Annotated in this window: 18 protein-coding genes and 2 pseudogenes; 9 read left to right on the top strand and 11 right to left on the bottom strand. The window is 69.1% G+C overall.

Translation table 11 applies throughout. From position 1 onward, the window contains the following. Positions 1–5: 5 nt before the first annotated feature. Positions 6–596 carry a TetR/AcrR family transcriptional regulator gene (locus ACZZ0J_RS09710; RefSeq protein WP_123294964.1) on the bottom strand — a complete coding sequence of 197 codons (591 nt, stop codon included), beginning with the start codon at positions 594–596 and terminating at the stop codon, positions 6–8. Between the two features lie 131 nt (positions 597–727). On the opposite strand from ACZZ0J_RS09710, the gene ACZZ0J_RS09705 reads away from it, so the two are divergent. Both ACZZ0J_RS09705 and ACZZ0J_RS09700 read left to right on the top strand, forming a co-directional pair. After that, positions 728–1,996 carry an MFS transporter gene (locus ACZZ0J_RS09705; protein WP_463436535.1) on the top strand — a complete coding sequence of 423 codons (1,269 nt, stop codon included), beginning with the start codon at positions 728–730 and terminating at the stop codon, positions 1,994–1,996. A gap of 48 nt (positions 1,997–2,044) precedes the next feature. After that, positions 2,045–4,504: a glycoside hydrolase family 3 protein gene (locus ACZZ0J_RS09700; RefSeq protein ID WP_463438171.1), complete on the top strand. Its 2,460-nt coding sequence runs from the start codon at positions 2,045–2,047 to the stop codon at positions 4,502–4,504. A gap of 448 nt (positions 4,505–4,952) precedes the next feature. Here the strand turns inward: ACZZ0J_RS09700 and ACZZ0J_RS09695 are convergent, their stop codons facing one another. Continuing rightward, entirely contained in the window at positions 4,953–5,969 is a 1,017-nt protein-coding gene (locus ACZZ0J_RS09695) for an LLM class flavin-dependent oxidoreductase (RefSeq protein ID WP_463436533.1), read from the bottom strand. A gap of 87 nt (positions 5,970–6,056) precedes the next feature. Here ACZZ0J_RS09695 and ACZZ0J_RS09690 point away from each other — a divergent pair, with 87 nt between their 5' ends. Both ACZZ0J_RS09690 and ACZZ0J_RS09685 read left to right on the top strand, forming a co-directional pair. Then, complete coding sequence (locus tag ACZZ0J_RS09690) at positions 6,057–8,666, top strand: DEAD/DEAH box helicase (RefSeq protein ID WP_463436531.1); 2,610 nt, start codon at positions 6,057–6,059, stop codon at positions 8,664–8,666. After that, positions 8,666–9,178 (top strand): GNAT family N-acetyltransferase, encoded by a 513-nt coding sequence (locus ACZZ0J_RS09685; protein ID WP_463436529.1) that lies wholly within the window; start codon positions 8,666–8,668, stop codon positions 9,176–9,178. The genes ACZZ0J_RS09690 and ACZZ0J_RS09685 overlap by 1 nt, the downstream gene beginning before the upstream one ends. 52 nt (positions 9,179–9,230) lie before the next feature. Here the strand turns inward: ACZZ0J_RS09685 and ACZZ0J_RS09680 are convergent, their stop codons facing one another. The 3 genes from ACZZ0J_RS09680 to ACZZ0J_RS09670 all read right to left on the bottom strand — a co-directional run bounded on the left by ACZZ0J_RS09680 (position 9,231) and on the right by ACZZ0J_RS09670 (position 11,900). Then, entirely contained in the window at positions 9,231–10,268 is a 1,038-nt protein-coding gene (locus ACZZ0J_RS09680; protein ID WP_463436527.1) for an NAD-dependent epimerase/dehydratase family protein, read from the bottom strand. 209 nt (positions 10,269–10,477) lie between these two features. Continuing rightward, the gene (locus ACZZ0J_RS09675) at positions 10,478–10,999 is read right to left on the bottom strand and encodes a ribonuclease H family protein (protein WP_123294960.1); all 522 of its coding nucleotides are present in this window, start codon (positions 10,997–10,999) and stop codon (positions 10,478–10,480) included. 70 nt (positions 11,000–11,069) lie between these two features. Beyond that, positions 11,070–11,900 carry a hypothetical protein gene (locus ACZZ0J_RS09670; protein ID WP_463436524.1) on the bottom strand — a complete coding sequence of 277 codons (831 nt, stop codon included), beginning with the start codon at positions 11,898–11,900 and terminating at the stop codon, positions 11,070–11,072. Positions 11,901–12,005: 105 nt separating this feature from the next. Between ACZZ0J_RS09670 and ACZZ0J_RS09665 the strand changes: the two genes are divergently transcribed. Beyond that, the gene (locus ACZZ0J_RS09665; RefSeq protein ID WP_123294958.1) at positions 12,006–12,257 is read left to right on the top strand and encodes a hypothetical protein; all 252 of its coding nucleotides are present in this window, start codon (positions 12,006–12,008) and stop codon (positions 12,255–12,257) included. Here the strand turns inward: ACZZ0J_RS09665 and ACZZ0J_RS09660 are convergent. From ACZZ0J_RS09660 to ACZZ0J_RS09650, 3 genes and pseudogenes are all read right to left on the bottom strand, one after another. Next, positions 12,254–12,826 carry a hypothetical protein gene (locus tag ACZZ0J_RS09660; protein ID WP_463436521.1) on the bottom strand — a complete coding sequence of 191 codons (573 nt, stop codon included), beginning with the start codon at positions 12,824–12,826 and terminating at the stop codon, positions 12,254–12,256. The two genes, ACZZ0J_RS09665 and ACZZ0J_RS09660, sit on opposite strands and share 4 nt — an antisense overlap. Before the next feature lie 68 nt (positions 12,827–12,894). Next, complete coding sequence (locus tag ACZZ0J_RS09655) at positions 12,895–13,713, bottom strand: aldo/keto reductase (RefSeq protein WP_463436519.1); 819 nt, start codon at positions 13,711–13,713, stop codon at positions 12,895–12,897. A 164-nt stretch (positions 13,714–13,877) separates the two neighbouring features. Then, positions 13,878–15,081, bottom strand: a pseudogene (locus tag ACZZ0J_RS09650) (MFS transporter). Between the two features lie 333 nt (positions 15,082–15,414). On the opposite strand from ACZZ0J_RS09650, the gene nrdH reads away from it, so the two are divergent. The 4 genes from nrdH (at position 15,415) to nrdF (ending at position 19,393) form a co-directional block, all read left to right on the top strand. Beyond that, positions 15,415–15,648 (top strand): glutaredoxin-like protein NrdH, encoded by a 234-nt coding sequence (nrdH, locus tag ACZZ0J_RS09645; RefSeq protein WP_017886897.1) that lies wholly within the window; start codon positions 15,415–15,417, stop codon positions 15,646–15,648. A 109-nt stretch (positions 15,649–15,757) separates the two neighbouring features. Then, complete coding sequence (gene nrdI, locus ACZZ0J_RS09640) at positions 15,758–16,174, top strand: class Ib ribonucleoside-diphosphate reductase assembly flavoprotein NrdI (protein ID WP_463436499.1); 417 nt, start codon at positions 15,758–15,760, stop codon at positions 16,172–16,174. A gap of 17 nt (positions 16,175–16,191) precedes the next feature. Beyond that, complete coding sequence (nrdE, locus tag ACZZ0J_RS09635; protein WP_463436497.1) at positions 16,192–18,297, top strand: class 1b ribonucleoside-diphosphate reductase subunit alpha; 2,106 nt, start codon at positions 16,192–16,194, stop codon at positions 18,295–18,297. Between the two features lie 94 nt (positions 18,298–18,391). Beyond that, positions 18,392–19,393, top strand: a complete 1,002-nt coding sequence (gene nrdF, locus ACZZ0J_RS09630; protein WP_111086559.1) for a class 1b ribonucleoside-diphosphate reductase subunit beta — start codon at positions 18,392–18,394, stop codon at positions 19,391–19,393. 622 nt (positions 19,394–20,015) lie between these two features. On the opposite strand, the gene ACZZ0J_RS09625 is transcribed toward nrdF, so the two are convergent. The 3 genes and pseudogenes from ACZZ0J_RS09625 to ACZZ0J_RS09615 all read right to left on the bottom strand — a co-directional run bounded on the left by ACZZ0J_RS09625 (position 20,016) and on the right by ACZZ0J_RS09615 (position 24,907). Further along, positions 20,016–21,227 (bottom strand): alpha-hydroxy acid oxidase, encoded by a 1,212-nt coding sequence (locus ACZZ0J_RS09625; protein ID WP_463438170.1) that lies wholly within the window; start codon positions 21,225–21,227, stop codon positions 20,016–20,018. A gap of 128 nt (positions 21,228–21,355) precedes the next feature. Beyond that, complete coding sequence (locus ACZZ0J_RS09620; protein ID WP_463436493.1) at positions 21,356–22,846, bottom strand: rhamnulokinase; 1,491 nt, start codon at positions 22,844–22,846, stop codon at positions 21,356–21,358. Positions 22,847–22,850: 4 nt separating this feature from the next. Beyond that, positions 22,851–24,907, bottom strand: a pseudogene (locus ACZZ0J_RS09615) (bifunctional aldolase/short-chain dehydrogenase). Positions 24,908–24,924: the final 17 nt, after the last annotated feature.

The following is a 24,924-nucleotide window of genomic DNA, read 5'->3' as shown; positions in this document are numbered from 1 at the left end:
GAGCGTCAGGCGGTGGGGGCGACCTGGGCGATCGCGAGCCGGGCGACGAGCTCGACGTGTTGTGCCATGTCCCGCGACGGGTCGAACAGCCACTGGATCTGCATGCCGTCGGACACCGCGAGCAGCACGCTCGTCAGTTCCTCGGCATCGACGTCGGCGCGGAGCCGTCCGTCCTGCTGCATGGTGCGGAAGTCGGCGGACAGGTCGCGACGACTGCGCTCGTAGCGCTCCTGGAAGTACGCGTGCGCGGGGTGCTCGGGGTCGGTCGCAGCGGCGGCGGAGAGGTTGACGAACATCTGCACCAGGCCCGGGACCTCGGCGTTGTGCCGGACGATCGCGGCGAGCAGGGCGGCCGGGTCCGGTGCCTGCCAGTCGTGCTGCAGGTCCATCTCGTCGCGTCGTCGCAGGATCTCGACCCAGAGCTCGTCCTTGGAGTCGAAGTAGTGCAGCAGGCCGGCCTGGGTCAGCCCGACGGCGTCGGCGATGTCCTTGATGCTGGTGCGGCGGAACCCCTGCGAGGCGACGAGGTCGAGCGCGACCGTGAGGATCTCCTCGCGCTTCGCGATGCCCTTCGCGTACGAACCCCGTCGTGCCATGGCAGGACTGTACCGCTCGGAGTGCACACAGAAAACCTAGCCGCACTTGGTTTTGGTGTTACCGTGGGCGGAGCCGCCGACGAAGGCGTGCGAGTCACCGGTGCAGGTGGCGTCCCCGAGAAGAGGTTGCAGTGGCCAACGACGCCCTGACCGTCAACGACACCCCGACCGCAGTCGCACCCACGCGCGGCCGAGGTGCCCCGCTCATGTACACGCTCGGCATGCCGATCGCGATGCTCGGCCTGTACATCGCGCTGCTGCCGCCGGTGCTGGTCGCCATGGCGCTCAAGGTCGCCGAGATCGCGCCGGACAACCAAGCGGGCGTGCTCGGCCTGGCACTCGGTGTCGGCGCGTTCGCCGCGATGGTCGCCAACCCCCTGGCCGGTCGCTTCAGCGATCGGACTGCCGGGAGGCTCGGCATGCGTCGTCCGTGGATCATCGGTGGCACCGTGGTCGGCTTCGCGGGCCTCGTGGTCGTCGCGACGACCACCTCGACCGTCGTGCTGGTGATCGCGTGGGGCGTCACGCAGATCGCCTACAACGCCACGATCGCCGCCATGACCGCGGTCCTGCCGGACCACGTCACGCGGTCCCAGCGCGGCCGGGTCGCGGCGCTGCTCGGGCTCGCCCAGAACCTCGCGCTCGTCGGCGGCACGTTCCTCGTGCAGCTCTTCTCGACCTCGGCGACGCAGATGATCATCCCCGGTGCGATCGGGTCGATCGTCGTCGTGCTCTACGCGCTCGTGTTCCGCGACCGCGTGCTCACCCACCGGCCGACGTCGAAGCTCAGCGTCGGGCAGGTCTTCGGCTCGTTCGTCTTCAACCCCGTGAAGCACCCGGACCTCGGCTGGGCCTGGCTCACCCGGTTCCTGATGGTCGCCGCGCAGTACACCGCGGTGAGCTACCTGACGTACTTCCTGCGGGACGACATCGGCGTGGACCCGGACCACGTCGCGAACGCGGTGTTCCAGGGAACGCTGTGGAACGTCGTCGGCATCGTGCTCACCTCGCTCATCGCCGGCTGGCTGTCGGACAAGCTCGGCCGCCGCAAGCTGTTCGTCGCGATCGCGGGCATCGTCGGCGTGGTCGGGCTCGTGATCATCGCGCTCGCGCCGTCGCTCGGCATGGTCCTGGTCGGCGAGTTCGTGATGGGTGCCGGCATGGGCGTCTTCTACGCCGTCGACCTGGCGCTCATCACCGACGTGCTGCCGTCCGACGAGGACAACGCGAAGGACCTCGGCGTCGTCAACATCGCGCAGGCCCTGCCCCAGTCGATCGTGCCCGCGGCGGCCCCGGGCGTCATCGCCCTGACCGGCGGGTACAGCGGCTTCTTCATCACCGGCGCCGTCGTCGGACTGCTCGGCATCGTCTCGGTGTCCCGCATCCGCGGCGTGCGCTGACCACGCTTCCCCAGGCTCTGAACGAAAGGACCGACCATCGTGACTACCGTGAACGACGTGACCGCTGCCTCCAGTACGGCCGAGCGCATCGACGCGCTCGTCGACCAACTGACCACCGACGAGAAGGTGCAGCTCCTGACGGGGCGCGACTTCTGGACCACCTGGCCCATCGAGAAGATCGGGCTGCGCCGGATCCTGATGTCGGACGGCCCCTCGGGCGTCCGTGGTGAGGTCTGGGACGAGCGCGACCCGTCGCTGAACCTGCCCTCGGCGACCGCGCTGTCGGCGTCCTGGGACCGCGCGATCGCGAAGCGCTACGGCGCCGCAGCAGCCGTCGAGGCACGCCGCAAGGGCGTCGACGTCGTCCTCGGCCCGACCATCAACCTGCACCGCTCGCCGCTCGGCGGCCGGCACTTCGAGGCGTTCAGCGAGGACCCGGTCCTGACCGGTGACCTGGCTGCGTCGTACGTCGACGGTGTGCAGGAGAACGGCGTGGCCGCGACCCCGAAGCACTACATCGCGAACGACTACGAGACCGACCGCTTCACCGCGTCGACCGAGGTCTCCGACCGTGCGCTGCGCGAGCTGTACCTGCTCGCGTTCGAGAAGGCCGTGACCGAGGCGCACGCCTGGGCGATCATGTCGTCGTACAACTCGATCAACGGCGTCACCGCGTCGGAGCACGACCTGCTCGAGACCCCCTTGAACTCGGAGTGGGGCTTCGACGGCATCGTCGTGTCCGACTGGACCGGCGTGCGCTCGGTCGACTCGGCGAAGGCGTCGCAGGACGTCGCGATGCCCGGGCCGAACCAGTGGTGGAGCGAGGGCCCGCTGCTCGCCGCCGTGCAGTCCGGTGCCGTGCCGATCGAGGCGATCGACCGCAAGGTCCGCCGCATCCTGACCCTGGCCGCCCGCGTCGGCGCACTCGAGGGCTTCGACCCCGTGGCCGCGCAGCCGGTGCACGTCGAGGACGGCGTCGCGTTCGTCCGCGAGGCCGAGGCCGAGGGCACCGTCCTCGTCCGCAACACCGGCGTGCTGCCGCTCGACGCGCCCGCCGTCTCCCGCATCGCCGTCATCGGCCACAACGCCGACCAGGCCCGCACGCAGGGCGGTGGCTCGGCCACGGTCGTGCCGTCGCAGGTGGTCTCGCCGCTGGACGGCATCCGTGCAGCGTTCCCGGGCGCCACGGTCGACTACGCGATCGGTGCCGTCGTGCAGGAGGGCATCGCGGAGTTCCCGCTGTCCACCATCACGAACCCCGGCACCGGCGAGCCCGGCGCCCGCGTCGCCTTCGTCAAGGACGACCAGGAACTGTACGTCGAGGACCGCCGCGCCACGGCACTGTTCTGGTTCGGCGGCGACGCCCCCACACGCGAGGCCGACCGGCTCGACATCACCACGACCTACACCGCGCCGTCCACCGGCACCGTGCGGATCGGCATCGGGGCGGCCGGCCGGTCGCGGATGTGGATCGACGGGGAGCTCGTGCTCGATGAGGACGTGCCGTTCGAGGGCGACCAGCTCGGCGCGGCGTTCCTCAACCCGCCGGCGCGCTCGGTGCCCGTGTCGGTGACCTCGGGGCAGCAGGTCGCGATCCGCATCGAGTACGACGTCATCCAGGACGAGACCCTCGGCGGGGTGCTCGCGTACCAGTTCGGCACCGAGCCGTCCGACGAGGACCCGTCGGTGCTCATCGATGCCGCCGTCGAGGCTGCCCGCACGGCTGACGTCGCCGTGGTGGTCGTCGGCACGAACTCGAAGGTCGAGTCCGAGGGGTACGACCGCTCGTCGCTCGCGCTGCCAGGGCACCAGGACGACCTGGTGCGTGCGGTCGTGGCGGCGAACCCGAACACGGTCGTCGTCGTGAACGCCGGCTCGCCCGTGGAGATGCCGTGGCGGAACGACGTCGCCGCGGTCCTGCTCACCTGGTTCGGTGGCCAGGAGTACGGCAACGCGCTCGCCGACGTGCTGACCGGCGCGCAGGAGCCCGGCGGCCGTCTGCCCACCACCTGGCCGGTCGTGATGGCGGACGTGCCCGTGCTGGACGTCACCCCCGTCGACGGCAAGGTGTCGTACGACGAGGGCGTCCACATCGGGTACCGCGCCTGGCTCCGTGCCGGCACCACGCCGGCGTACCCGTTCGGGCACGGCCTCGGCTACACCACGTGGACCGTCGACGGCGTGGTCGCGACGCCGACCGTTTCCGAGGGCGACGCGGTCATCGTCACGGCGACGGTCGCCAACACCGGACCGCGCGCCGGCAAGCACGTCGTGCAGGTCTACGCCTCGCGGGAGTCGTCGGCGGTGGACCGTCCGGCGCGCTGGCTCGTCGGGTTCGCCCCGGTCCGCCTCGGCGCGGGGGAGTCGACCGAGGTCTCGATCGAGGTGCCGGCCCGGGCGTTCGCGCACTGGGACGGAGCCTGGCAGTACGAGCCCGGCGCCTTCACGCTGCACGTCGGAGCCTCGGTCACCGACGAGTCCGGGAGCGCGGCCCTCGAACTGGTCTGACCAGTTCGTCCGGTTTCCGCGCACCGGCGACGCCTGTTGAGTAACATCGATGTGCGCCAGTCGGCTGGTTACCGTCGGCGCACGCACCGACTACGGGGTCGCTGGTTGTGCGACTCAGCCTCCTGATCCGGCTGACGATGCCCCAGCTTCCCCGGTGCGTCCAGAATGCGTCCCCGCGTCCGCGCGGGGGCGCATTCGTTCGTCCCGAGTGTTTCCGTCCTGGAAGGGGTTCGGCGAACCGGTTGACGGACTTCGTGCGATCTGGGCAAAACGGGTGACGGATGATCAACTTTCTCGCCCTGAGGGTGCAACTCAGTGTGACAAACCGCTCGGTAGGTGGAACGATGGTCCCACCATCCCGTGCGGATCAGGGACGAGATGGTCATCCGGCAGGGCTCTCGAGCATCACCGACTCGATCTGAGCCCCGCCGGGTGTCCTGATCCGCTCTCAGGCCCGCAGTGCTGGCGCGATCTCCTCGGCGACGATGCGCAGGATCCGCTCGTGAGCGGCCACGTCGCCGTTCGCGGGCAGGGTGATCACGAGTTCGTCCGTCGCGGTGACGGCGGGGTCGGCGAGCAGTGCGTCGACGATGGCGGCCGGCTCGCCGGACAGGACCTTGCTGAACCGGAACGGCGGGCCGGAGAGCGGTCGGCCCTCGTCGTCCATGCCCGAGGCGTACCCGGTCAGGAACTCCTCGTGGACCGCGCGGTCGTGGTCGTCGAGCAACGGCACGACGATGCGGCCCACCGCGACCTTCGACGGACGGCCGGTCCCGCCGTGCAGCTCGGTGAACCGCTCCCGGTACGCGGCGATCTGGGCGGCCTGCGACTGGGCGAAGGGTGCACCGGTGTCCTCGGTGTTCAGGGTCGAGCAGTGCAGCAGCAGGCCCTTCTCGGCCGTGCGCACCGCCGTGCCCATGCTGCCGCCGCCCCACCACACGCGGTCGCGCAGGCCGGGGCTGAGCGGCTGCAGGGTCAGGTCCGCACCGGCCGGGATGCTCTCGTAGCCAGAGCCGGCGCTGCCGAGTGCGTCGCCGTCGAGCACCTCGAGCAGTCGGGCAGCCCGGGCTTCGGCCTCGTCGCGGAACGAGCGGTCGACGGCGCCGCACACCGGGTCGAGGATCGGCCCGTACCCGGCGATGCCCGTGCTGATGCCGAGCTGCACCCGCCCGCCGCTCAGCAGGTCGACCGTGCTGGCGTCCTCGGCGAGGCGCACCGGGTCCTCGTAGCGCATGCCGAGCACCGCGGTGCCGAAGGCGATGGAGCTGGTGCGCTGGGCCGCGGCGGCGAAGAACGTCATCGGGCTCGTCAGGAAGGGCTCGAAGTGGCGGCCACGGACCCAGCCCGTGCCGTAGCCGAGGGTCTCGGCCGTCTCGAACAGCCGGAGACCGTCCTGCAGGGCGCTCGCCGCACCCGCAGTGCCGCCGTGGTTCGGGACGAAGGTGAGGAAGCCGAGTTCGCGCATGACGCGAGTCTATGCGCGCGTATGGAGCCGGGCCTCCCGGTCGTCCGTACCGACCACCTCGTCACCGCAGCCTGGGAGGATGGGGCCATGACCGACGTCACCACCGTGCCCCCGCTCGTCGCCGCGATCCCGGCGGCGGTGGACGGCGTCGTCGACGCCGACGAGGTCTACGAGGCCTTCGCGGCCTGGGCCGAGGAGAGCGGCCGGCCGCTGTACCCGGCACAGGACGAAGCGGTCATCGAGCTCGTCTCCGGCGCGAACGTCGTGCTGAGCACCCCGACCGGCACCGGCAAGTCGCTCGTCGCGGCCGGCGCGCACTTCGCCGCGCTCGCCGAGGGCAAGCGGAGCTACTACACGGCACCGATCAAGGCGCTCGTCTCCGAGAAGTTCTTCCAGCTGGTCGAGCTGTTCGGCGCGCAGAACGTCGGCATGGTCACCGGCGACTCCAGCGTGAACGGCGATGCCCCCATCGTCTGCTGCACGGCCGAGATCCTGGCGAACCTCGCCCTGCGCGAAGGACCCGACGCCGACGTCGACGTCGTGGTGATGGACGAGTTCCACTTCTACGGCGACCCCGACCGCGGCTGGGCCTGGCAGGTGCCGCTGCTCGTACTCGAACGTGCGCAGTTCCTGCTGATGTCCGCCACCCTCGGCGACGTCACCACCATCGCCGACGACCTGTCCCGGCGGACCGGCCGACCCACCGCCCGCGTGACCGGCGTCAGCCGACCGGTGCCGCTCGAGTACGAGTACGTGATGACGCCCGTGCAGGAGACCGTCGAACGGCTGCTGGAGGAGGGCAAGGCGCCGATCTACATCGTGCACTTCGCCCAGGCGGCTGCGCTCGAGCGGGCGCAGTCGCTGATGTCGGCGAAGGTCGCTGATCGGGCGCGTCGAGACCAGATCGCGGAAGCGATCGCGGGCTTCCGCTTCAGCGCCGGCTTCGGACAGACCCTGTCCCGCCTGATCCGCGCCGGCATCGGCGTGCACCACGCCGGCATGCTGCCGAAGTACCGACGGCTCGTCGAACAGCTCGCACAGCGCGGACTGTTGCCCGTCATCTGCGGCACCGACACCCTGGGCGTCGGCATCAACGTGCCGATCCGGTCCGTGCTGTTCACCGGACTGACGAAGTTCGACGGCACGAAGATGCGGCAGCTGTCCGCACGCGAGTTCCACCAGATCGCCGGTCGCGCCGGACGCGCCGGGTACGACACCGAGGGTGACGTCGTCGCCGAGGCCCCCGAGCACGACATCGAGAACGCCCGTGCGGTCGCCAAGGCCGGGGACGACCAGAAGAAGAAGAGCAAGATCAAGCGGAAGAAGGCGCCGGAGGGGTTCGTGTCCTGGGGCCAGGCCTCGTTCGACCGCCTCATCGGTGCCGAACCGGAACCCATGGTGTCGCGCATGCGCATCACGCACGCGATGGTGCTGTCGGTGGTGGCCCGCGGCGGTTCGGCGTTCGACGAGGTGCGCTCGCTGGTGTTCGACAACCACGAACCGCGCGCCCGCCAGCTCGCGATGGCCCGGCGTGCGCTCGTCATCGCCCGGACGCTCATCAACGCGCAGGTCATCGAGCGGGTGCCGGGGCCTCCGGTCTCCTACCGGCTCACGGTGGACCTGCAGTCGAACTTCGCCCTCAACCAGCCCCTGTCGCCGTTCGCGCTCGCCGCGTTCGAGCTGCTCGACCCGTCTTCGCCGACGTACGCCCTGGACATGGTCTCGATCGTCGAGGCGACACTGGACGACCCGCGAGCGATCCTGTCGCAGCAGCAGTTCAAGGAGCGCGGCGAAGAGGTCGCCCGCATGAAGCGCGAGGGCATCGAGTACGAGGAGCGGATGGAGCTGCTCGAGGAGGTCACCTGGCCTCGCCCGCTGTCCGAGCTGTTGGAGGCGGCGTACGAGGCGTACGCGGCGGAACAGCCCTGGGTTCTCGACTTCGCACTCTCGCCGAAGGCCGTCGTGCGCGACATGTACGAGCGCGCGATGACCTTCGGCGACTTCGTGCGGTTCTACCAGCTCACCCGGTCCGAGGGACTCGTGCTCCGGTACCTGTCCGACGCCTACCGGACCATGCGGCAGACCATCACCGAGGAACAGCGGAACCAGGAGCTCGACGACCTGATCGAATGGCTCGGCGAGGTCGTGCGGCAGACCGACTCCTCGCTCGTCGACGAGTGGGAGGCGCTGCTCAACGGTGACGTGCTGCTGGCCCTGGCCGAAGAGCAGGAGATCGCGCCGCCGCAGCCGGCACGGCTCACCGGCAACGTGCGGGCCTTCACCGTGCTCGTGCGGAACGCGCTGTTCCAGCGGGTGCTGCTCGCCGCGCGCGACGACGTCGACGGACTCGGGGCGCTCGACGCAGCAGCCGGGTTCGACGGTGACGCGTGGGACGCGGTGCTCGAGGAGTACTACGAGGAGCACGACACCATCGGCACCGATGCCGAGGCGCGGTCGATGTCCTACCTGGTGCTCGACCAGGCGGGGGCGACGGGTGCTGGGGCGACGGGTGCGGGAGCGGCGGGCGTGGCGCGCGTGTGGCGCGCTCGGCAGATCTTCGCGGACCCGTCGGGCGACAAGGACTTCGGGTTCTCGGCGACGATCGACCTCGACGCCTCGGACGAAGCCGGCGAGGCCGTGGTCCGGGTCACCGAGATCGGTCGGTTCGACGGGTGGGCCGACGTGGACGTGGACTGATGCCGGCCGGTGCTGGTTCGTTCGTCGTTCGAGCGCTCGGCGCGGAGGACGTCGACGCGCTGCAGGTGCTGCTCGAGACCGTGCCGGACTACGCCGAGCGGATCACCGGGTACCCGCCGGGGCCGTCCGACGGGCTGAGCGCACTCGTGTCGGTGCCGGACGGCTTCGACCCGGCGGGCAAGCACGGGATCGGGCTGTGGGACGGCGACTCGCTCGTGGCGTTCGCGGACGTGCTGCTCGGGTACCCGGCACCGACCACGGCGTACATCGGGCTGCTCGTCGTCCGCGGCGATCGGCAGGGTTCCGGCCTCGGACGGGTCCTGCACGAGGCCGTCGTGGCCCTGGCGGCCGAGGCCCGCGCCGACCGATTGCGACTGGGGATCGTGGCGACGAACGCGGGCGGCGCCGAGCCGTTCTGGCGGGCGCTCGGGTACGCGCCGACGGGGGAGCGGAAGCCGTACCGGTACGACGGGCTCGAGAGCACAGTGGCGTTGTGGGAGCGGGCGGTCTGATCCTCGTTGGTCAGGGGTGGACCAGGGTTGGTCAGGGGTGGACCCGGGTTGGTCAGGGGTGGACCAGGCCCTTCGCCACCAGGCTCCGGGCCGCCGCCACGATCGCCTCGTGCGGATCACGAGGCGTCCAGCCGAGCACGGTGCGGGCGCGCTCGTTCGAGGTGCGCTTGGCGTAGCCGAGGTCGGGCACCATCGCGCGGAACTGCGGCTGCGTCTCGGCCGCGGTCCGCACGACGTCGTCGGGCAGCGTCTGCGTCGGGACCGCCTCGGCGTCATCACCGAGGTGCTCGCGCAGGGTGGCGGCGATCTCGGCCAGCTCGAGCGCCGGGCCGTTCGACAACAGGAACCGCTTGCCCGCTGCATCCGGGGCGGTCGTCGCGGTGACGTGTGCGGCAGCGACGTCACGCACGTCGACGATGGGGATGAACAGCCGCGGGGTCGCGGGCATCGCTCCGGAGAGCATGGACTGCAGGATGTGGTTCGCACCGGACACCGCGTGCCCCATCGCCGGACCCATCACCGCGACCGGCATCGTCGTGACGAGCTCCGGCGCACCGGGCTCGGACGCGACGAAGTCCCACGCGGCGCGTTCGGCGAGGGTCTTGCTCGTGCCGTAGGCGTCGACCCCGGGGCCGTCGAGCACCGTCCAGTCGGCCTCGGTGAACACGTGGTCGGAGTGCGGGTGGCCCCAGCTGACCGCGTGGAAGGCCGAGGTCAGCACCACGCGATCGACTCCGGCCGCGTGTGCGGCGCGCAGCACCCGCAGCGTCCCCTCCACCGCCGGACGGATCACGGTATCCTCGTCCTCGACGTGGCCCGGCAGCACCGGCGAGGCGACGTGGTGCACGACGTCGATGTCCGCGACCGCCTGGGCCCATCCGTCATCGGACGTCAGGTCGGCGGCGACGAACTCCAGCCGGTCGTCGGCGGTCGGGCCGGCCTCGGCGAGGACCGCACGGACCTCGGGTGCACGGTCGAGGGACCGGATCGTGGTGCGGACGCGGTGCCCGGCGTCGAGCAACTGCAGGATCAGGTGGCCGGCGATGAAACCGGAGCCGCCGGTGACCAGGACGTGTTCGGTGTTCTCCATGCGCCCAGCATCGTCTCGAGGTCGGATGCGGACCAGAGCCTCGGTGTTCCTGGGTCTCCCAGACCCAGGCTGACCAAGGTCGTCGGACGCGCTGGCCCGAGACTCGTGCGCGCCGCCGCGAGACTCGTAGTGAGCGACGGTTCTCGGGCGAGCGGCCGCGAGATCAGTCGCTCAGGCCGAGACTCGGCCACCGGCCAGGCGTCGCCGGGTCAGAAGAGCGTGGCCGGCGGGGTCGCCTCGGGCAGTGCGGACGGCTCGGTGACCTCGACGCCGGGCCAGCCCGGACCGTGCGGCACGTCGGTGTGGTTCTGGTAGGCGGTGGCCGCACCACGGGCACGGACGTCGGCGGCCTCGTTCATCTCGTGGCCGACGTGCCCGCGGACCCACTCGAACGTGACCTTGCGACCCTGCAGCTCGGCGTCGAGCTCCTTGATGATCTCGACGTTCATGACCGGCTTGCCGTCGGCCTTGCGCCAGTTCTTCCGCTTCCACCCGGCGAGCCACTCGGTGCAGGCCTTGATGGCGTACTGGCTGTCGCACAGGATGTGCAGCGGCTCGCCGGAGTCCTTCGTCGCGCGGAGCAACTGCAGGACGGCCGTGAGCTCGCCGATGTTGTTCGTCGCCCGGGGCCAGCCACCGGCGGCCCAGCGGTCGTCGTCGACGTACCAGGCCCAGCCGGCGGGGCCGGGGTTGCCGAGGGCTGAGCCGTCTGCTGCGGCGACGATCGTCACGAGGGGACCTCCTGGTCGGGGCTGGTGCCCGTCGAGCGTAACGGACGGTCGAGTGCCTTCCGCGCCGAGGTCAGCGGCGCGCAGGGTCGAAGTTCAGCGTGCTGCCCTCGAGCAACCAGTCGTCGGCGCGGGTCTCCGTGTACGGGTTGAGCCACTGCACCTCGGCCGGCGTGATGCCGAACCGCTGCGCGACCGTGGTCAGCTCGTCGCCGTGCGCCACCAGGTAGTCAGCCGGTCGTCCGTCGGCTTCCGTGACGATGCCGTACGCCCCCGGTCGGTCCTTGCCGACGGTGATGCGCAGGTCCGGGTAGGGGTTCGGGATCTTCCAGTCCAGGGCGCCGACGGCCAGCACCGATCCGACCCACGGACGCTTCGACGGGTCTTCGTCCGGCACCGAGGCAGGGACGAGGACGACACTCTGCAAGTAGTCCGGTCGTGCACCGGCGTCGTGCATGACCACCGTCTTCGGCGGCCCGGAGGCGGCGGTCCACTCGGTCGTGTCCCGCGCCGACGCGTCACCGCCGTCGAGCGGGCTGGCGGTCCGGTGCCGGAACTGCAGGCTCATCTGCTGCGGGGTGGTCGTGCGGTAGCCGGACAGCTGCGCGGTGAACGTACCCGTGTCGTTCGCCACGATGCGCACGTGGATGCTCGTGTCACCGCTCGGGGACGTGACGTCGGTCTCCGCCGCGACCGTGCCCGTGGGCAGGGCCTGCTCGACCTCGTCCGTGTCCCCGTCGACCTGCTCGGTCGTGAGCGTCGGATCGGGGATCGGCTCCGCAGTGCGCTCGGCTGCCTGTCGGGTCGGCTTCGGCAGGGTGTCGTCCCCGCCGAACGCCGTGCAGCCCGTCAGCAGCAGCCCCACCATCGCCGTACCGATGACCGCGCTCGCCGCGGTCCGCATCCGTGTCATCGTTCCCCCACGGCAGGGAGCGTACCGCCGGGGTCCGGCCCGATCGACCGCCGTGACCGAACTGGTACTCGGGGCACACGGACTACCGTCCGGGTCATGAGCGACAGCATCCCGGAGACGCCGGATCCCGACTCGACCGACACTGCGTACAGCCCGTCGAGCGAGCGGGAGACCGAGGCGTCGCAGACCGACCAGCGCAGCGACGCCGAACTCGAGGCGGACGGCATCGACACGTCCAAGATCACCGCCGCACCGGGAACGGGCGGCGCGGACGACGCCGGCGACGTGGAGCCTGCGCCGGGTGACCTGCACCTGCCGTGGCAGTCGGAGGAGGACCGCCGGGGTTAGCGCGCCACGCGGTCGAGTTCGCGGACGAGTTCCTCGCCGTCGCGGACGTCCCAGAAGGCGAACACCTGCGGTCCGAACAGCCCGTCGAGTCCGGTGTTCGCGTAGATCTTGGCGGTCGCTCCGCCGGCGAAGAACGCCGCCACTCCGCTCGGATCGCCGGTGTTCCACTCCACCGAACAGTGCCGTCGGCCCCCGGTCCAGGTGACGGTGCGATCGGTGCGTCCGACCGGGACCTCGCGGGTGGTGTTCGGCCCGATGATCAGTGCGCGGCGGTCGGTGACGGCGTACACGGTCGTGCGCTTGCGGTGTGCCTTCACGAAGAAGCGGCCGACCACCAGGTGCACGCCGACGATCGAGAACACGATCGGGATGATCGCTCCCACGCCGAGGGAGCCGTTCCGCACGACGTCGAGGACCGCGAACGCGACGAAGCCGGTCCACAGCAGGGAGAACGGGATGAGGAAGCCGTCCCGCCCCGTGAAGAGCTTCGCCGGGTCGCTCGTGCCGGCCCAGTAGAGGTGCTCATCGGGTCCGAGGTGCGCACGGGCGGTCTGCTGAGGATCGTTCACCCCGAAGAACCTACGCCGTCACGAGGGTGCCACGTCACGACGGCGCTACCGTCACGAGGGCACCACCGTCACGACACCGCGTCGGGGTGCGAGCCCGTCCGCTGCCCGGACTCGAGCGTGGCGATCGCCGCGAGCTCGTCGTCGCTGAGCACGAAGCCGTCGACGTCGAGGTTCGACCGGATCCGCGACGGCGTCACCGACTTCGGCAGCACCACGACCCCCTGCTGCACGTTCCACCGGACGAGGACCTGCGCGACGCTCACCCCGTGTGCGTCAGCGATGCCGGTGAGGATCGGTTCGTCGATCAGCCGACCGCGACCGAGCGGCGACCAGGCTCCGGTGACGATGCTGTGCTGCTGGTGGAACTCCATGAGCTCGCGCTGCGGGAGCCACGGGTGCCGCTCGACCTGGTTGAGCGCCGGGACCTCGCCCGTCTCGTCGATGAGTCGCTGCAGGTGCGGCACCTGGAAGTTCGAGACCCCGATGCTCCGTGCCCGGCCGGAGTCGCGCAGTTCGACGAGCGCGCGCCAGGTGTCGACGTAGCGGTCGTTCGCCGCGGCCGGCCAGTGGATCAGGTACAGGTCGACCGCGTCGAGCCCCAGCCGCTCGAGGCTGCCGTCGAAGGCACGCAAGGTCGCATCGCGCCCCTGGTGGTCGTTCCACACCTTGGTCGTCACGAAGACGTCGTCACGGTCGAGCCCGGAGGCCCGGATCGCCTTTCCGACGCCGGTCTCGTTGCCGTACATCTCGGCCGTGTCGACGTGCCGGTAGCCGGCGTCGAGTGCGAGACCGACCGCCGTCTCGGCCTCGGTGTCGTCGACCTTGTAGACGCCGAACCCGATCGCGGGGATCGCGGCGCCGTCACGCAGGGGAAGTGAACTGACCATGCACCCATCCTGCCGGTGCGTGGCGGGCGCGCGCCGGGCCTCCCGGCCATCTGCGGAGAACCGTGTACCGGCCGCGATGGCAAATGCAATCGGGCGTACCTGGTCAGAACTTCCGACCAGGTACGCCCGATTCGACCAGGTACGCCGAAAGCCCGCGCCCGCGCTCAGGTCGGCAGGACCACCGGCTCGGTGTCGGGGATGGGGCTGGCGTCACGGCCGCGCAGGTCGGGCAGCCAGCGCTTGGCCCCGAGCGCGACGACGACGCCCGCCCCGGCCATGACCGCACCGACCGTGAAGCCGCCCACCGGGCCACTGCTGTCGATCAGGAAGCCGGCGACCGCGGAACCACCCGCGGCACCGATGAGCTGGCCGGTGCCCATCCAGCCGTAGGCCTCGGCGGTGTCGGAGAACTTGACGGTGGCGGAGACCGAGCCGAACATCACCGCGAGTGCCGGCGCGATGCCGATGCCCGCGATCACGAGGGCGATGCAGAGCCACCAGAAGTTCGTGCCGCCCAGGGCGAGCGCGAGACCGACGAAGACGATCGCCATGCGCGTCCACAGGGTGTTGGGGGAGATCGGACGGTGGCCGAAGGCCAGGCCGCCGAACAGCGACCCGACCGCGAAGACGGCCAGGACGATGCCGGCGTTCGGGCTGCCCTCGCCGAAGACGCTGGTGACGCTGGCCTCGACCGCCGCGCACGCTCCGATGAGCAGCAGACCGGTCAGGGTGGCGACGACGACCGACGGTCGCTTCAGCACCACGCCGAACGCGCGCTTCGAGCGGGGATGCGGACGCGGCCGAGCTCGGGGGAGGCGATGAACCAGATGCCGCCGACCACCAGGAAGACCATGGCGACGACGATCGCCTCGACCGTGCCGACCTGGGTCGCGACGAACGTGGTGATGACCGGGCCGGCGACCCAGATCAGTTCTTGGGCGCTGGCATCGAGCGAGAACAAGGGGGTGAGCTGCGACGAGGTCACCATCTTGGGGTAGATGGTGCGCACCGCCGGCTGCACGGGCGGGACCGCGAGACCGCCGAGGAACCCCACCACCACGTAGCCCCAGAGCGGCATGAGCACGAACCCGATGACCCCCATGCTCACGAGCGCGACGATGCTCGTCAGGATGAGGACGGGGCGCATGCCCCAGCTGCCCATCCAGCGGCTCGTGAGCGGGCCCGCCAGCGCCTGCCCGACACTCGTCGTCGCGAGCACCAGGCCGGCGGCGCCGTAGGAGTGGAAGACGTGCTCGACGTGCAGCAGGTAGGCCAGCGAGAGCATCCCGAACGGGAAGCGCGCGGTGAGCTGTGCGGCGATGACACGACCCACGCCGGGGTCTTCAGGAGGGGGCCGTACGTGCTCACGAGACGAGTGTACGGACCGGACGGATCGGGGTGTCACCCGTCCGGGGGAGGTGTGGAGGAGGTCCTCGTCGACACCGTTCTCAGACACGCCGACGGGAGGTGTCGAGAACTTCCGTCCACAGCTTGTGGAGAGTGTCGGTGGTTGGTGCGAGAGTGGCGGAAAACCGGGCCTCCGGGAATCCACAGTCTGTGGATCGGGTTGTGGAAACTACAGGCGTGTAACACTTTCTCTTGTGGTCGACGGGTCCGCCGGGCACAACATGTAGTAGCGTCGTCCTCAGCACCGCACACGAACTTCGGACCTGGAATCAGGCCCAGAAACCAGGGGAGAACATGGCCGTCACCGTCTACACCAAGCCGTCCTGCGTCCAGTGCACAGCGACGTACCGGGCCCTCGACAACAAGGGCATCGAGTACGAAGTGCACGACGTCTCCACCGATGAGGCAGCCCTCGAGCACGTCAAGAGCCTGGGCTACATGCAGGCCCCCGTCGTCGTCACGGACGACGACCACTGGTCGGGCTTCCGCCCCGACAAGATCGCGACGCTCAGCGCCGAACTGGCGTAGTCGTCTCCCGTCCTGTGGACGGTCACCCGGTTCCGTTCAGGAGGCCCGGATCGCCGCCCACAGGACACCCCCGGTCCGTCTGTCCGCACCTTCCACCGAGGAGCGCGCCATGAGCCGATTGGTCTACTTCTCGAGCGTGTCCGGGTACACCGCGCGCTTCGTCGAGAAGCTCGGCCGCGACGCGGACCGGATCCCGCTCTACCCGAGCGAACCCTTCCTCCACGTGGACGAGCCCTACGTCCTGTTCCTGCCCACCTACGGTGGCGGCAACGGCGATGGTGCGGTCCCCAAGCAGGTCATCAAGTTCCTCAACGACGCGCACAACCGCTCGCTCATCCGCGGTGTGGTCGTCGGCGGCAACACGAACTTCGGCGAGGCCTACGGCCTGGCGGGGGACGTCATCGCACGGAAGTGCCACGTCCCCGTTCTCTACAGATTCGAACTCTTCGGGACCCCTGACGACGTGTCGGCGGTCAACACAGGATTGGATGCATTTTGGACGCAGCAGTTGCAGACGTCGATCTGACGTCGCCGCAGACGGGGATGGACTACCACTCCCTCAACGCGATGCTCAACCTCTACGACGCGGACGGCAACATCCAGTTCGACAAGGACCGGGAAGCCGCGAAGCAGTTCTTCCTGCAGCACGTCAACCAGAACACCGTCTTCTTCCACAACCTGAAGGAGCGGCTCGACTACCTGGTCGAGAACGAGTACTACGAGCGCGAGACGATCGACATGTACTCGCTGGACTTCATCCAGCGACTCAACGACCTGGCGTACTCGAAGAAGTTCCGGTTCCAGACGTTCCTCGGTGCGTTCAAGTACTACACGAGCTACACGCTCAAGACGTTCGACGGCAAGCGCTACCTCGAGCGCTTCGAGGACCGCGTCGTCATGACCGCCCTCGGCCTGGCGCAGGGCAACGAGCAGCTCGCGATCGACCTCGTCGAGGAGATCGTCGCCGGCCGCTTCCAGCCCGCTACCCCGACGTTCCTCAACACGGCGAAGGCCCAGCGCGGCGAACTCGTCTCCTGCTTCCTGCTCCGCATCGAAGACAACATGGAGTCGATCTCGCGCGGGATCAACTCGTCGCTGCAGCTCTCGAAGCGCGGCGGCGGCGTGGCCCTGCTGCTCTCCAACATCCGTGAGGCCGGCGCCCCGATCAAGCAGATCGAGAACCAGTCCTCGGGCATCATCCCCGTGATGAAGCTGCTGGAAGACTCCTTCTCCTACGCGAACCAGCTCGGTGCGCGTCAGGGCGCCGGCGCGGTCTACCTCAGCGCCCACCACCCGGACATCATGAAGTTCCTCGACACCAAGCGCGAGAACGCCGACGAGAAGATCCGCATCAAGACGCTGTCCCTCGGCGTCGTCGTGCCGGACATCACGTTCGAGCTCGCGAAGAACAACGAGGACATGTACCTGTTCTCGCCGTACGACGTCGAGAAGGTCTACGGTGTCCCGTTCGGCGACGTCCCGATCTCCGAGAACTACCGCGCGATGGTCGACGACTCGCGCATCAAGAAGACGAAGATCAAGGCGCGTGACTTCTTCACGACCATCGCCGAGATCCAGTTCGAGTCCGGCTACCCGTACATCGTGTTCGAGGACACGGTGAACAAGGCCAACCCGATCAAGGGTCGGATCAACATGTCCAACCTGTGCTCGGAGATCCTGCAGGTCAACACCCCGACGACCTTCAACGAGGACCTGTCCTACAAGGAGATCGGCAAGGACATCTCCTGCAACCTCGGGTCGCTGAACATCGCGTTGACGATGGACTCGCCGGACTTCGGCAAGACCATCGAGACCGCCATCCGCGGCCTGACCTCGGTCTCGCAGATGTCGCACATCAACTCGGTGCGTTCCGTCGAGGACGGCAACGACAAGTCGCACGCCATCGGCCTCGGCCAGATGAACCTGCACGGTTACCTGGCTCGTGAGCGCGTCTACTACGGCTCCGAAGAGGGCATCGACTTCACGAACATCTACTTCTACACGGTGCTGTTCCACGCCCTGCGTGCCTCGAACAACATCGCCATCGAGACCGGCGAGACCTTCGACGGGTTCCGCGACTCGAAGTACGCGTCGGGTGAGTTCTTCGACAAGTACACCGACCAGGTGTGGACCCCCGCGACCGCTCGTGTCGCCTCGCTGTTCGACAACGCGAACATCACGATCCCGACGCAGGAGGACTGGAAGGCGCTGAAGGCGTCCGTCCAGGAGCACGGCATCTACAACCAGAACCTGCAGGCCGTCCCGCCGACCGGTTCGATCTCGTACATCAACCACTCGACGTCGTCGATCCACCCGATCGCGTCGAAGATCGAGATCCGCAAGGAAGGCAAGCTCGGCCGCGTCTACTACCCGGCGCCGTTCATGACGAACGACAACCTGGACTACTACCAGGACGCGTACGAGATCGGTGCCGAGAAGATCATCGACACGTACGCCGCGGCGACGCAGCACGTGGACCAGGGCCTGTCCCTGACGCTGTTCTTCAAGGACACCGCCACCACGCGTGACATCAACAAGGCCCAGATCTACGCATGGCGCAAGGGCATCAAGACGATCTACTACATCCGTCTGCGCCAGCTCGCCCTCGAGGGCACCGAAGTCGAGGGCTGCGTCAGCTGCATGCTGTAGAGCTGCTGCTCTCTTCCTGGAGGCGCGGGGCGGGCCCCGCCCCGCGCCTCCAGTCCGTCATCAGATCACCATCTCGAATCCGGAAGACAATCCCATGACCCTCACCGACCCGGTCCACGCCACGGGCAAGTCCATCCCGCTGATCAGTTCGGTCAGTGCCATCAACTGGAACCGCATCCAGGACGACAAGGACGTCGAGGTCTGGAACCGGCTGGTCAACAACTTCTGGCTCCCCGAGAAGGTGCCGCTGTCGAACGACGTGCAGTCGTGGAACACGCTGACGCCGGCAGAGCAGCAGCTCACCATGCGGGTCTTCACCGGCCTGACGCTGCTCGACACCATCCAGGGCACCGTCGGCGCGATCAGCCTGATCCCCGACGCCATCACCCCGCACGAAGAAGCCGTCTACACGAACATCGCGTTCATGGAGTCGGTCCACGCGAAGAGCTACTCGTCGATCTTCTCGACGCTGGCCTCGACGCCCGAGATCGACGACGCCTTCCGCTGGTCCACCGAGAACGTGAACCTGCAGAAGAAGGCCCAGATCGTCCTCGACTACTACACCGGTGACGATCCCCTGAAGCGCAAGGTCGCCTCGACCCTGCTCGAGTCGTTCCTGTTCTACTCCGGCTTCTACCTGCCGATGTACTGGTCCTCGCGCGCCAAGCTCACCAACACCGCCGACCTGATCCGCCTGATCATCCGTGACGAAGCCGTCCACGGGTACTACATCGGATACAAGTTCCAGAAGGGCCTTGAGGGCGCCTCGGAAGAGCGCAAGCAGGAGATCAAGGACTACACGTTCAACCTGCTGTTCGAGCTCTACGAGAACGAGGTGCAGTACACGCAGGACCTCTACGACCAGGTCGGGCTGACCGAGGACGTCAAGAAGTTCCTGCACTACAACGCGAACAAAGCGCTGATGAACCTGGGCTACGAGCCGATGTTCCCCAAGGAGACGACGGACGTGAACCCGGCGATCCTGTCGGCGCTCTCGCCGAACGCGGACGAGAACCACGACTTCTTCTCGGGGTCGGGGTCGTCGTACGTCATCGGCAAGGCGGAGAAGACCGAGGACGAGGACTGGGACTTCTAGTGGACTGGTTCTTCGACGGGCTGGGCACAATGCTCGTGACCCGATCCCCCTTTGCTGGCCATGGGGTCGTTGGATTTGGCCAGGGCGGTCGACGCCCTGGCCAAAGAGCCTGCTTGATGGCCAGTTCCCCGCCATGGCGGTTCCTGGTTGTCACGTCTTCTCCGATGGAGCTTGGCGTCACGAGGCAAATGGAGGATGTTGTGGGGCGTACATCGAGGCCGCGACCGGTTGATATGGCGCCCGGGCCGTGGCCGGACGCAGCTGGCTCTGACCCTCTTGGAGAGATCGGGCGTCGGTTTGTCCTTCGTTTGCGGGAGGCTCTTGGTGACCGGTCCGTTCGCTCTTTAGCGAAATCGGCGGGTGTTCACCATCAGACTCTCGAGAACGTTCTCGACGGGACGGTATGGCCGGACCTGTACACGATCGGACGCTTGGAGCTCGCGCTCAAGTCGGAACTTCGTTGACGGACTTGATCCTCGGGCTTCGATCTCCGGCGAGTGCGTGAGCCGAATGGCGATGCTTATGTCCGGCAGGGTTTTGTACGACTATGCCTTGGCGGGGCAGTCAACCAAATTAGTAGCTGCCCTGCCAAGGGTGCCCGTCAACGACGAACGCAGCCTTGTCAGCGGACGTGCGAGCTGGTTCCGCGCGCGATTGGGGAGAGCCGCTGCAACTGCGTGACGTGTCCGGGCTCGAGCTCGTCCAACGACGCCACCCCGAGCAGCCGCATGGTCCGCTCGATCTGCTCCGACAGGATCTGGATCATCCGGTCGACGCCGGCCTCGCCACCCGCCATCAGTCCGTACAGGTACGCCCGGCCCACCATGGTGAACCTCGCGCCGAGCGCCACCGCGGCGACGATGTCCGCCCCGGACATGATCCCCGTGTCCAGGTGCACCTCGGTGTCGTTCCCGACCTCGCGGACCACCTGGGGCAGGAGGTGGAACGGCACGGGTGCACGGTCGAGCTGGCGGCCGCCGTGGTTCGACAGCGTGATGCCGTCGACGCCCAGGTCGGCGAGGCGCTTGGCGTCGGCGAGGGACTGCACGCCCTTGACGACCACCTTGCCCTTCCACTGCGACCGGATCCACGCCAGGTCGTCGTAGGTGACCGTGGGGTCGAACATGTGGTCGAGGAGTTCCCCGACGGTGCCGGACCAGCGGTCGAGCGACGCGAACGCCAACGGCTCGGTGGTCAGGAAGTCGAACCACCACCACGGGCGGGGCATCGCGTTGACGATCGTCTTCACACCGAGCTGCGGCGGGATCGAGAACCCGTTCCGCTTGTCCCGCAGCCGTGCCCCGGCGACGGGCACGTCCACCGTCACGAGCAGCGTGTCGAACCCGGCCTTCTCGGCGCGGGAGACCAGCGCCATCGACTTCTCGCGGTCCTTCCACATGTACAGCTGGAACCAGTTGCGCCCGTGCGGGTTCGCGTCGCGGACGTCCTCGATCGCGGTCGTGCCCATCGTGGACAGCGCGAACGGGATCCCGGCACGGCCGGCCGCACGGGCACCCGCACGCTCGCCCTCGGTCTGCATCATGCGCGTGAACCCGGTCGGGGCGATGCCGAAGGGGTACGCGACCGGCGCGCCCAGCACCTCGCGCGAGGTGTCGACCTGCGACACGTCGCGGAGGATCGCGGGCGTGAACTCGATGTCCTCGAACGCCTGGCGAGCACGGGCGAGGGAGATCTCCGCCTCGGCCGCGCCCTCGGTGTAGTCGAACGCGGCCTTCGGGGTCCGGCGGGCGGCGATGCCACGGAGGTCCCAGATCGTCAGCGCCTGCTCGAGGCGGTGGCGTCGACCCGGCAGTGCGGGCTTCTTGAACTGCATGAGCGGGGCGAGGTCGCGCACGCTCGGCAGCTGCCGCTGTACCCGGACCCGTGCCGTCGAGGCGGGGCCGGTCGCGGCGGCGGGGGCACCGGTCGCGGGGTCGACGCGGTGCTGGTCGTCGGTGGTGGTCATGCGTGGCTCCTGACGGTGGTGCGGTGGGATCGGGCGTCCGAGCCCGGAGCGGGTGTGTAGCGGACCGGTTCGGTGGTGCGGGCGACGACGTCGCGAAGTGCCTCCAGCGATGCTCCGCCGAGTCCGGCGAGTCCGTGGGCACGCGCCTGCACGAGCACGTTGCCGAGCGCGGTCGCTTCGACGGGTCCGGCGAGGACAGGCAGTCCGGTGCGGTCCGCGGTGAGCTGGCAGAGCAGGCGGTTCTGCGATCCGCCGCCGACGACGTGCACGACCCGGACGTCCTTGCCGGTGACGTCGACGATCGTGCGCAGGGTGTCGGCGTACGCGACCGCGAGGGACTCGAGGACCGACCGGACGAACTCGGCGCGCGAGCCAGGCGCCCGCTCGCCGCGCGAGACGCACCACGCGGCGATGCGCGCCGGCATGTCGCCGGGCGCCGCGAACACGTCGTCGGCCACGTCGAACACGGGGACCGCAGTGGCGACGGCCGCGGCGGATGCGAGCAACGCCTCCAGGTCGATCCGTTCGCCGTCCCGTTCCCAGGTGCGGACGCTCTCGGAGAGCAGCCACAGCCCGGAGACGTTCTTCAGGAACCGGACCCGACCGTCGACGCCGCCCTCGTTCGTGCAGTTCGCCTCGCGCGCGGCGTCGGTCACGACGGGCGCGTCGAGTTCGACGCCAACCAACGACCACGTGCCGGAGGAGATGTACGCGAAGTCGGGCTCAGTCGCCGGCACCGCAACGACGGCCGAGGCGGTGTCGTGCGAGCCGACCAGCGTGATCGGGGTGGACGGCCTGGCCCCGACGGCGTCGGCCACGGCGGGCAGGAGCCCGCCGACCTCGTCGCCGGGCTGCCCGAGCTCCGGGAAGATGCCCGAGGGCAGCCCGAGCGACCACCGCAGGTCGTCCGACCACCGCCCCATGGTGATGTCGAGCAGTCCCGTCGTCGAGGCATTCGTGCGTTCCGCCACCTGAACGCCGGTCAGCCAGTACCCGAGCAGGTCCGGGATCAGCAGAGCCCGGTCACCGCTCTGCAGGAGGCCGTCGCGGAGGTCGGCGTGCAGCTGGAACAACGTGTTGAAGGGCAGATGCTGCAGGCCGTTGCGCCGGAACAACGCCTCCTTGCCGATCTTCCGCAGCATCGATCGCGACGCCGCAACATTCCGCTCGTCGCGGTAGTGGTACGGCTGGTGCGTGATGCGCCCCGCCCGGACGATGCCGTAGTCGACTGCCCACGAGTCAATCCCGATGCTGGCGACGTCGTGGTGTCGGGCCAGCGCTTCCCGGAGTCCCAGCCGCACCTGCCGGGACAGCTCGAGCGCGTCCCAGTGCAGGGCCTCGCGCTCGCCCTCCCACACCGGCACGGGCCCGTTCGGGAACCGGGCGACGTGCTCCATCTGCACGCCGTCCCGGTCGAGGTGGCCGACTATGACTCTTCCGCTGGTCGCGCCGAGGTCGACTGCGGCGACGCTGCCGCTGGTGTGCATTGCGCTACCTCAGGAAGGCCGCGGCGACGCCGGCGTCCACCGGCACGTGCAAACCCGTCGTGTGGGAGAAGTCCGCGGTGCAGATGGCGTAGACCGCGTTGGCCACGTTCTCGGGCACGACCTCGCGCTTCAGGATGGTGCGCTGCGCGTAGAACGTCCCGAGGTCCTGCTCGTCGATGCCGTACGTCTTCGCGCGGTTCGCACCCCAGCCCGAGGCGAAGATGCCCGAACCGCGGACGACGCCGTCGGGGTTGATCCCGTTGACGCGGACGCCGTGCTCGCCGAGCTCGGCGGCGAGCAGCCGGACCTGGTGCGCCTGGTCGGCCTTGGTGGCGGAGTAGGCGATGTTGTTCGGCCCGGCGAAGACGGAGTTCTTCGAGGAGATGTAGACGATGTCGCCGCCGAGCCCCTGCTCGATCAGGACCTTCGCGGCCGCCTTGGACACGAGGAAGGAGCCCTTCGCCATGACGTCGTGCTGCAGGTCCCAGTCCTGCTCGGTGGTGTCGAGCAGGCTCTTCGACAGGGACAGTCCGGCGTTGTTGACGACGAGGTCGAGTCCGCCGAAGTGCAGCAGCGTGGCTTGGATCGCCTGGTCAATCGCCTCGGCGCTCGTCACGTTCGCGACCACGCCGATTGCCTGGTCGGGGCTGCCGATCTCCGCAGCGGCCTCCTGCGCCTTGGCGAGGTCGAGGTCGGCGATGACGACGGCTGCGCCCTCGGCAGCGAGGCGCTTCGCGATCGCCTTGCCGATGCCCGACGCGGCACCGGTGACCAGCGCGATGCGGGTCGCCAGCTGCTTGGGCTTCGGCATGCGCTGGAGCTTGGCTTCCTCAAGCGCCCAGTACTCGATGCGGAACTTCTCGGCCTCGTCTATGGGGAGTAGGTGCTCAGCGCCTCGGCCCCGCGCATGACGTTGATCGCGTTGACGTAGAACTCACCGGCGACCCGGGCGGTCTGGGCGTCCTTGCCGTACGAGAACATCCCGATGCCCGGGACGAGCACGATGAGCGGGTCGGCACCGCGGATGGCCGGGCTGTCCGGCGTGGCGTGTCGGTCGTAGTACGCCTGGTAGTCGATGCGGTACTGCTCGTGCAGCTCGTGCAGGCGTGCGCGCTGCTCGTCGACGTTCGCCGTCGCCGGAAGGTCGAGGATGAGTGGCTTCACCTTGGTGCGGAGGAAGTGGTCCGGGCAGCTCGTCCCGAGCGCCGCCAGCTCTTCAGCACGCGAGGACGCCAGGAAGTCGAGCACGACGTCGCTGTCGGTGAAGCGCCCGACGACGGGCTTGTCGTGGCCGGCTATGCCGCGGATCGTCGGCGCGAGTGCGGCTCCACGGGCACGGCGGTCGGTCTCGGGCAGCGCCTCGAAGCCTGCTCGGGTCCCGCCGAACGGGTCGGCCTTCCCGTGCTCCGCGATGTACTGCTCGGCGGTGTCGATGATCCAGCGCGAGTTCGCCTCGGCCTCGTCTGACGTCTCACCCCAGGCGGTGATGCCGTGGCCGCCGAGGATCGTGCCGATTGCCTCGGGGTGCTGGTCCTTGATCGCGGCGATGTCGAGCCCGAGTTGGAAGCCCGGACGGCGCCACGGCACCCAGACGACCCTGTCGCCGAAGATCCGCTCGGTCAGCTCCGGCCCGTCCGCGGCCGTGGCGATCGCGATGCCGGCGTCGGGGTGCAGGTGGTCCATGTGCGCGGCGTCGACGAGCGCGTGCATCGCGGTGTCGATCGACGGTGCCGCGCCGCCCTTGCCGAACAGGGTGTGGTCGAACGCGGCGACCATCTCATCCTCGCGCTCCACGCCCGAGTAAACGTTCCGCAGCGCGCGAACCCGGTCGACCCGGAGGACGGCCAGGCCCGACGGCGTCAGCGTGCCGAGGTCACCGCCGGAACCCTTCACCCACAGCAGCTCGACGGGCTCGCCGGTGACGGGGTCGGTGTCGGTGCCCTTGGCGGAGGTGTTGCCGCCCGCGTAGTTCGTGATCCGCGGATCCGAGCCGAGCGCGTTCGAGCGCGCGATGAGCGCCCTGATCGTCTCGTCTGCCTCCGTGCGGTGCGTTGCGGGCATGACCCGAGCCTCCAGTC

The sequence above is a fragment of the Curtobacterium sp. AC272 genome (assembly GCF_979258155.1).
The sequence above is the reverse complement of the archived record's forward strand: the minus strand, read 5'-3'. Positions and strand labels throughout refer to the sequence as shown.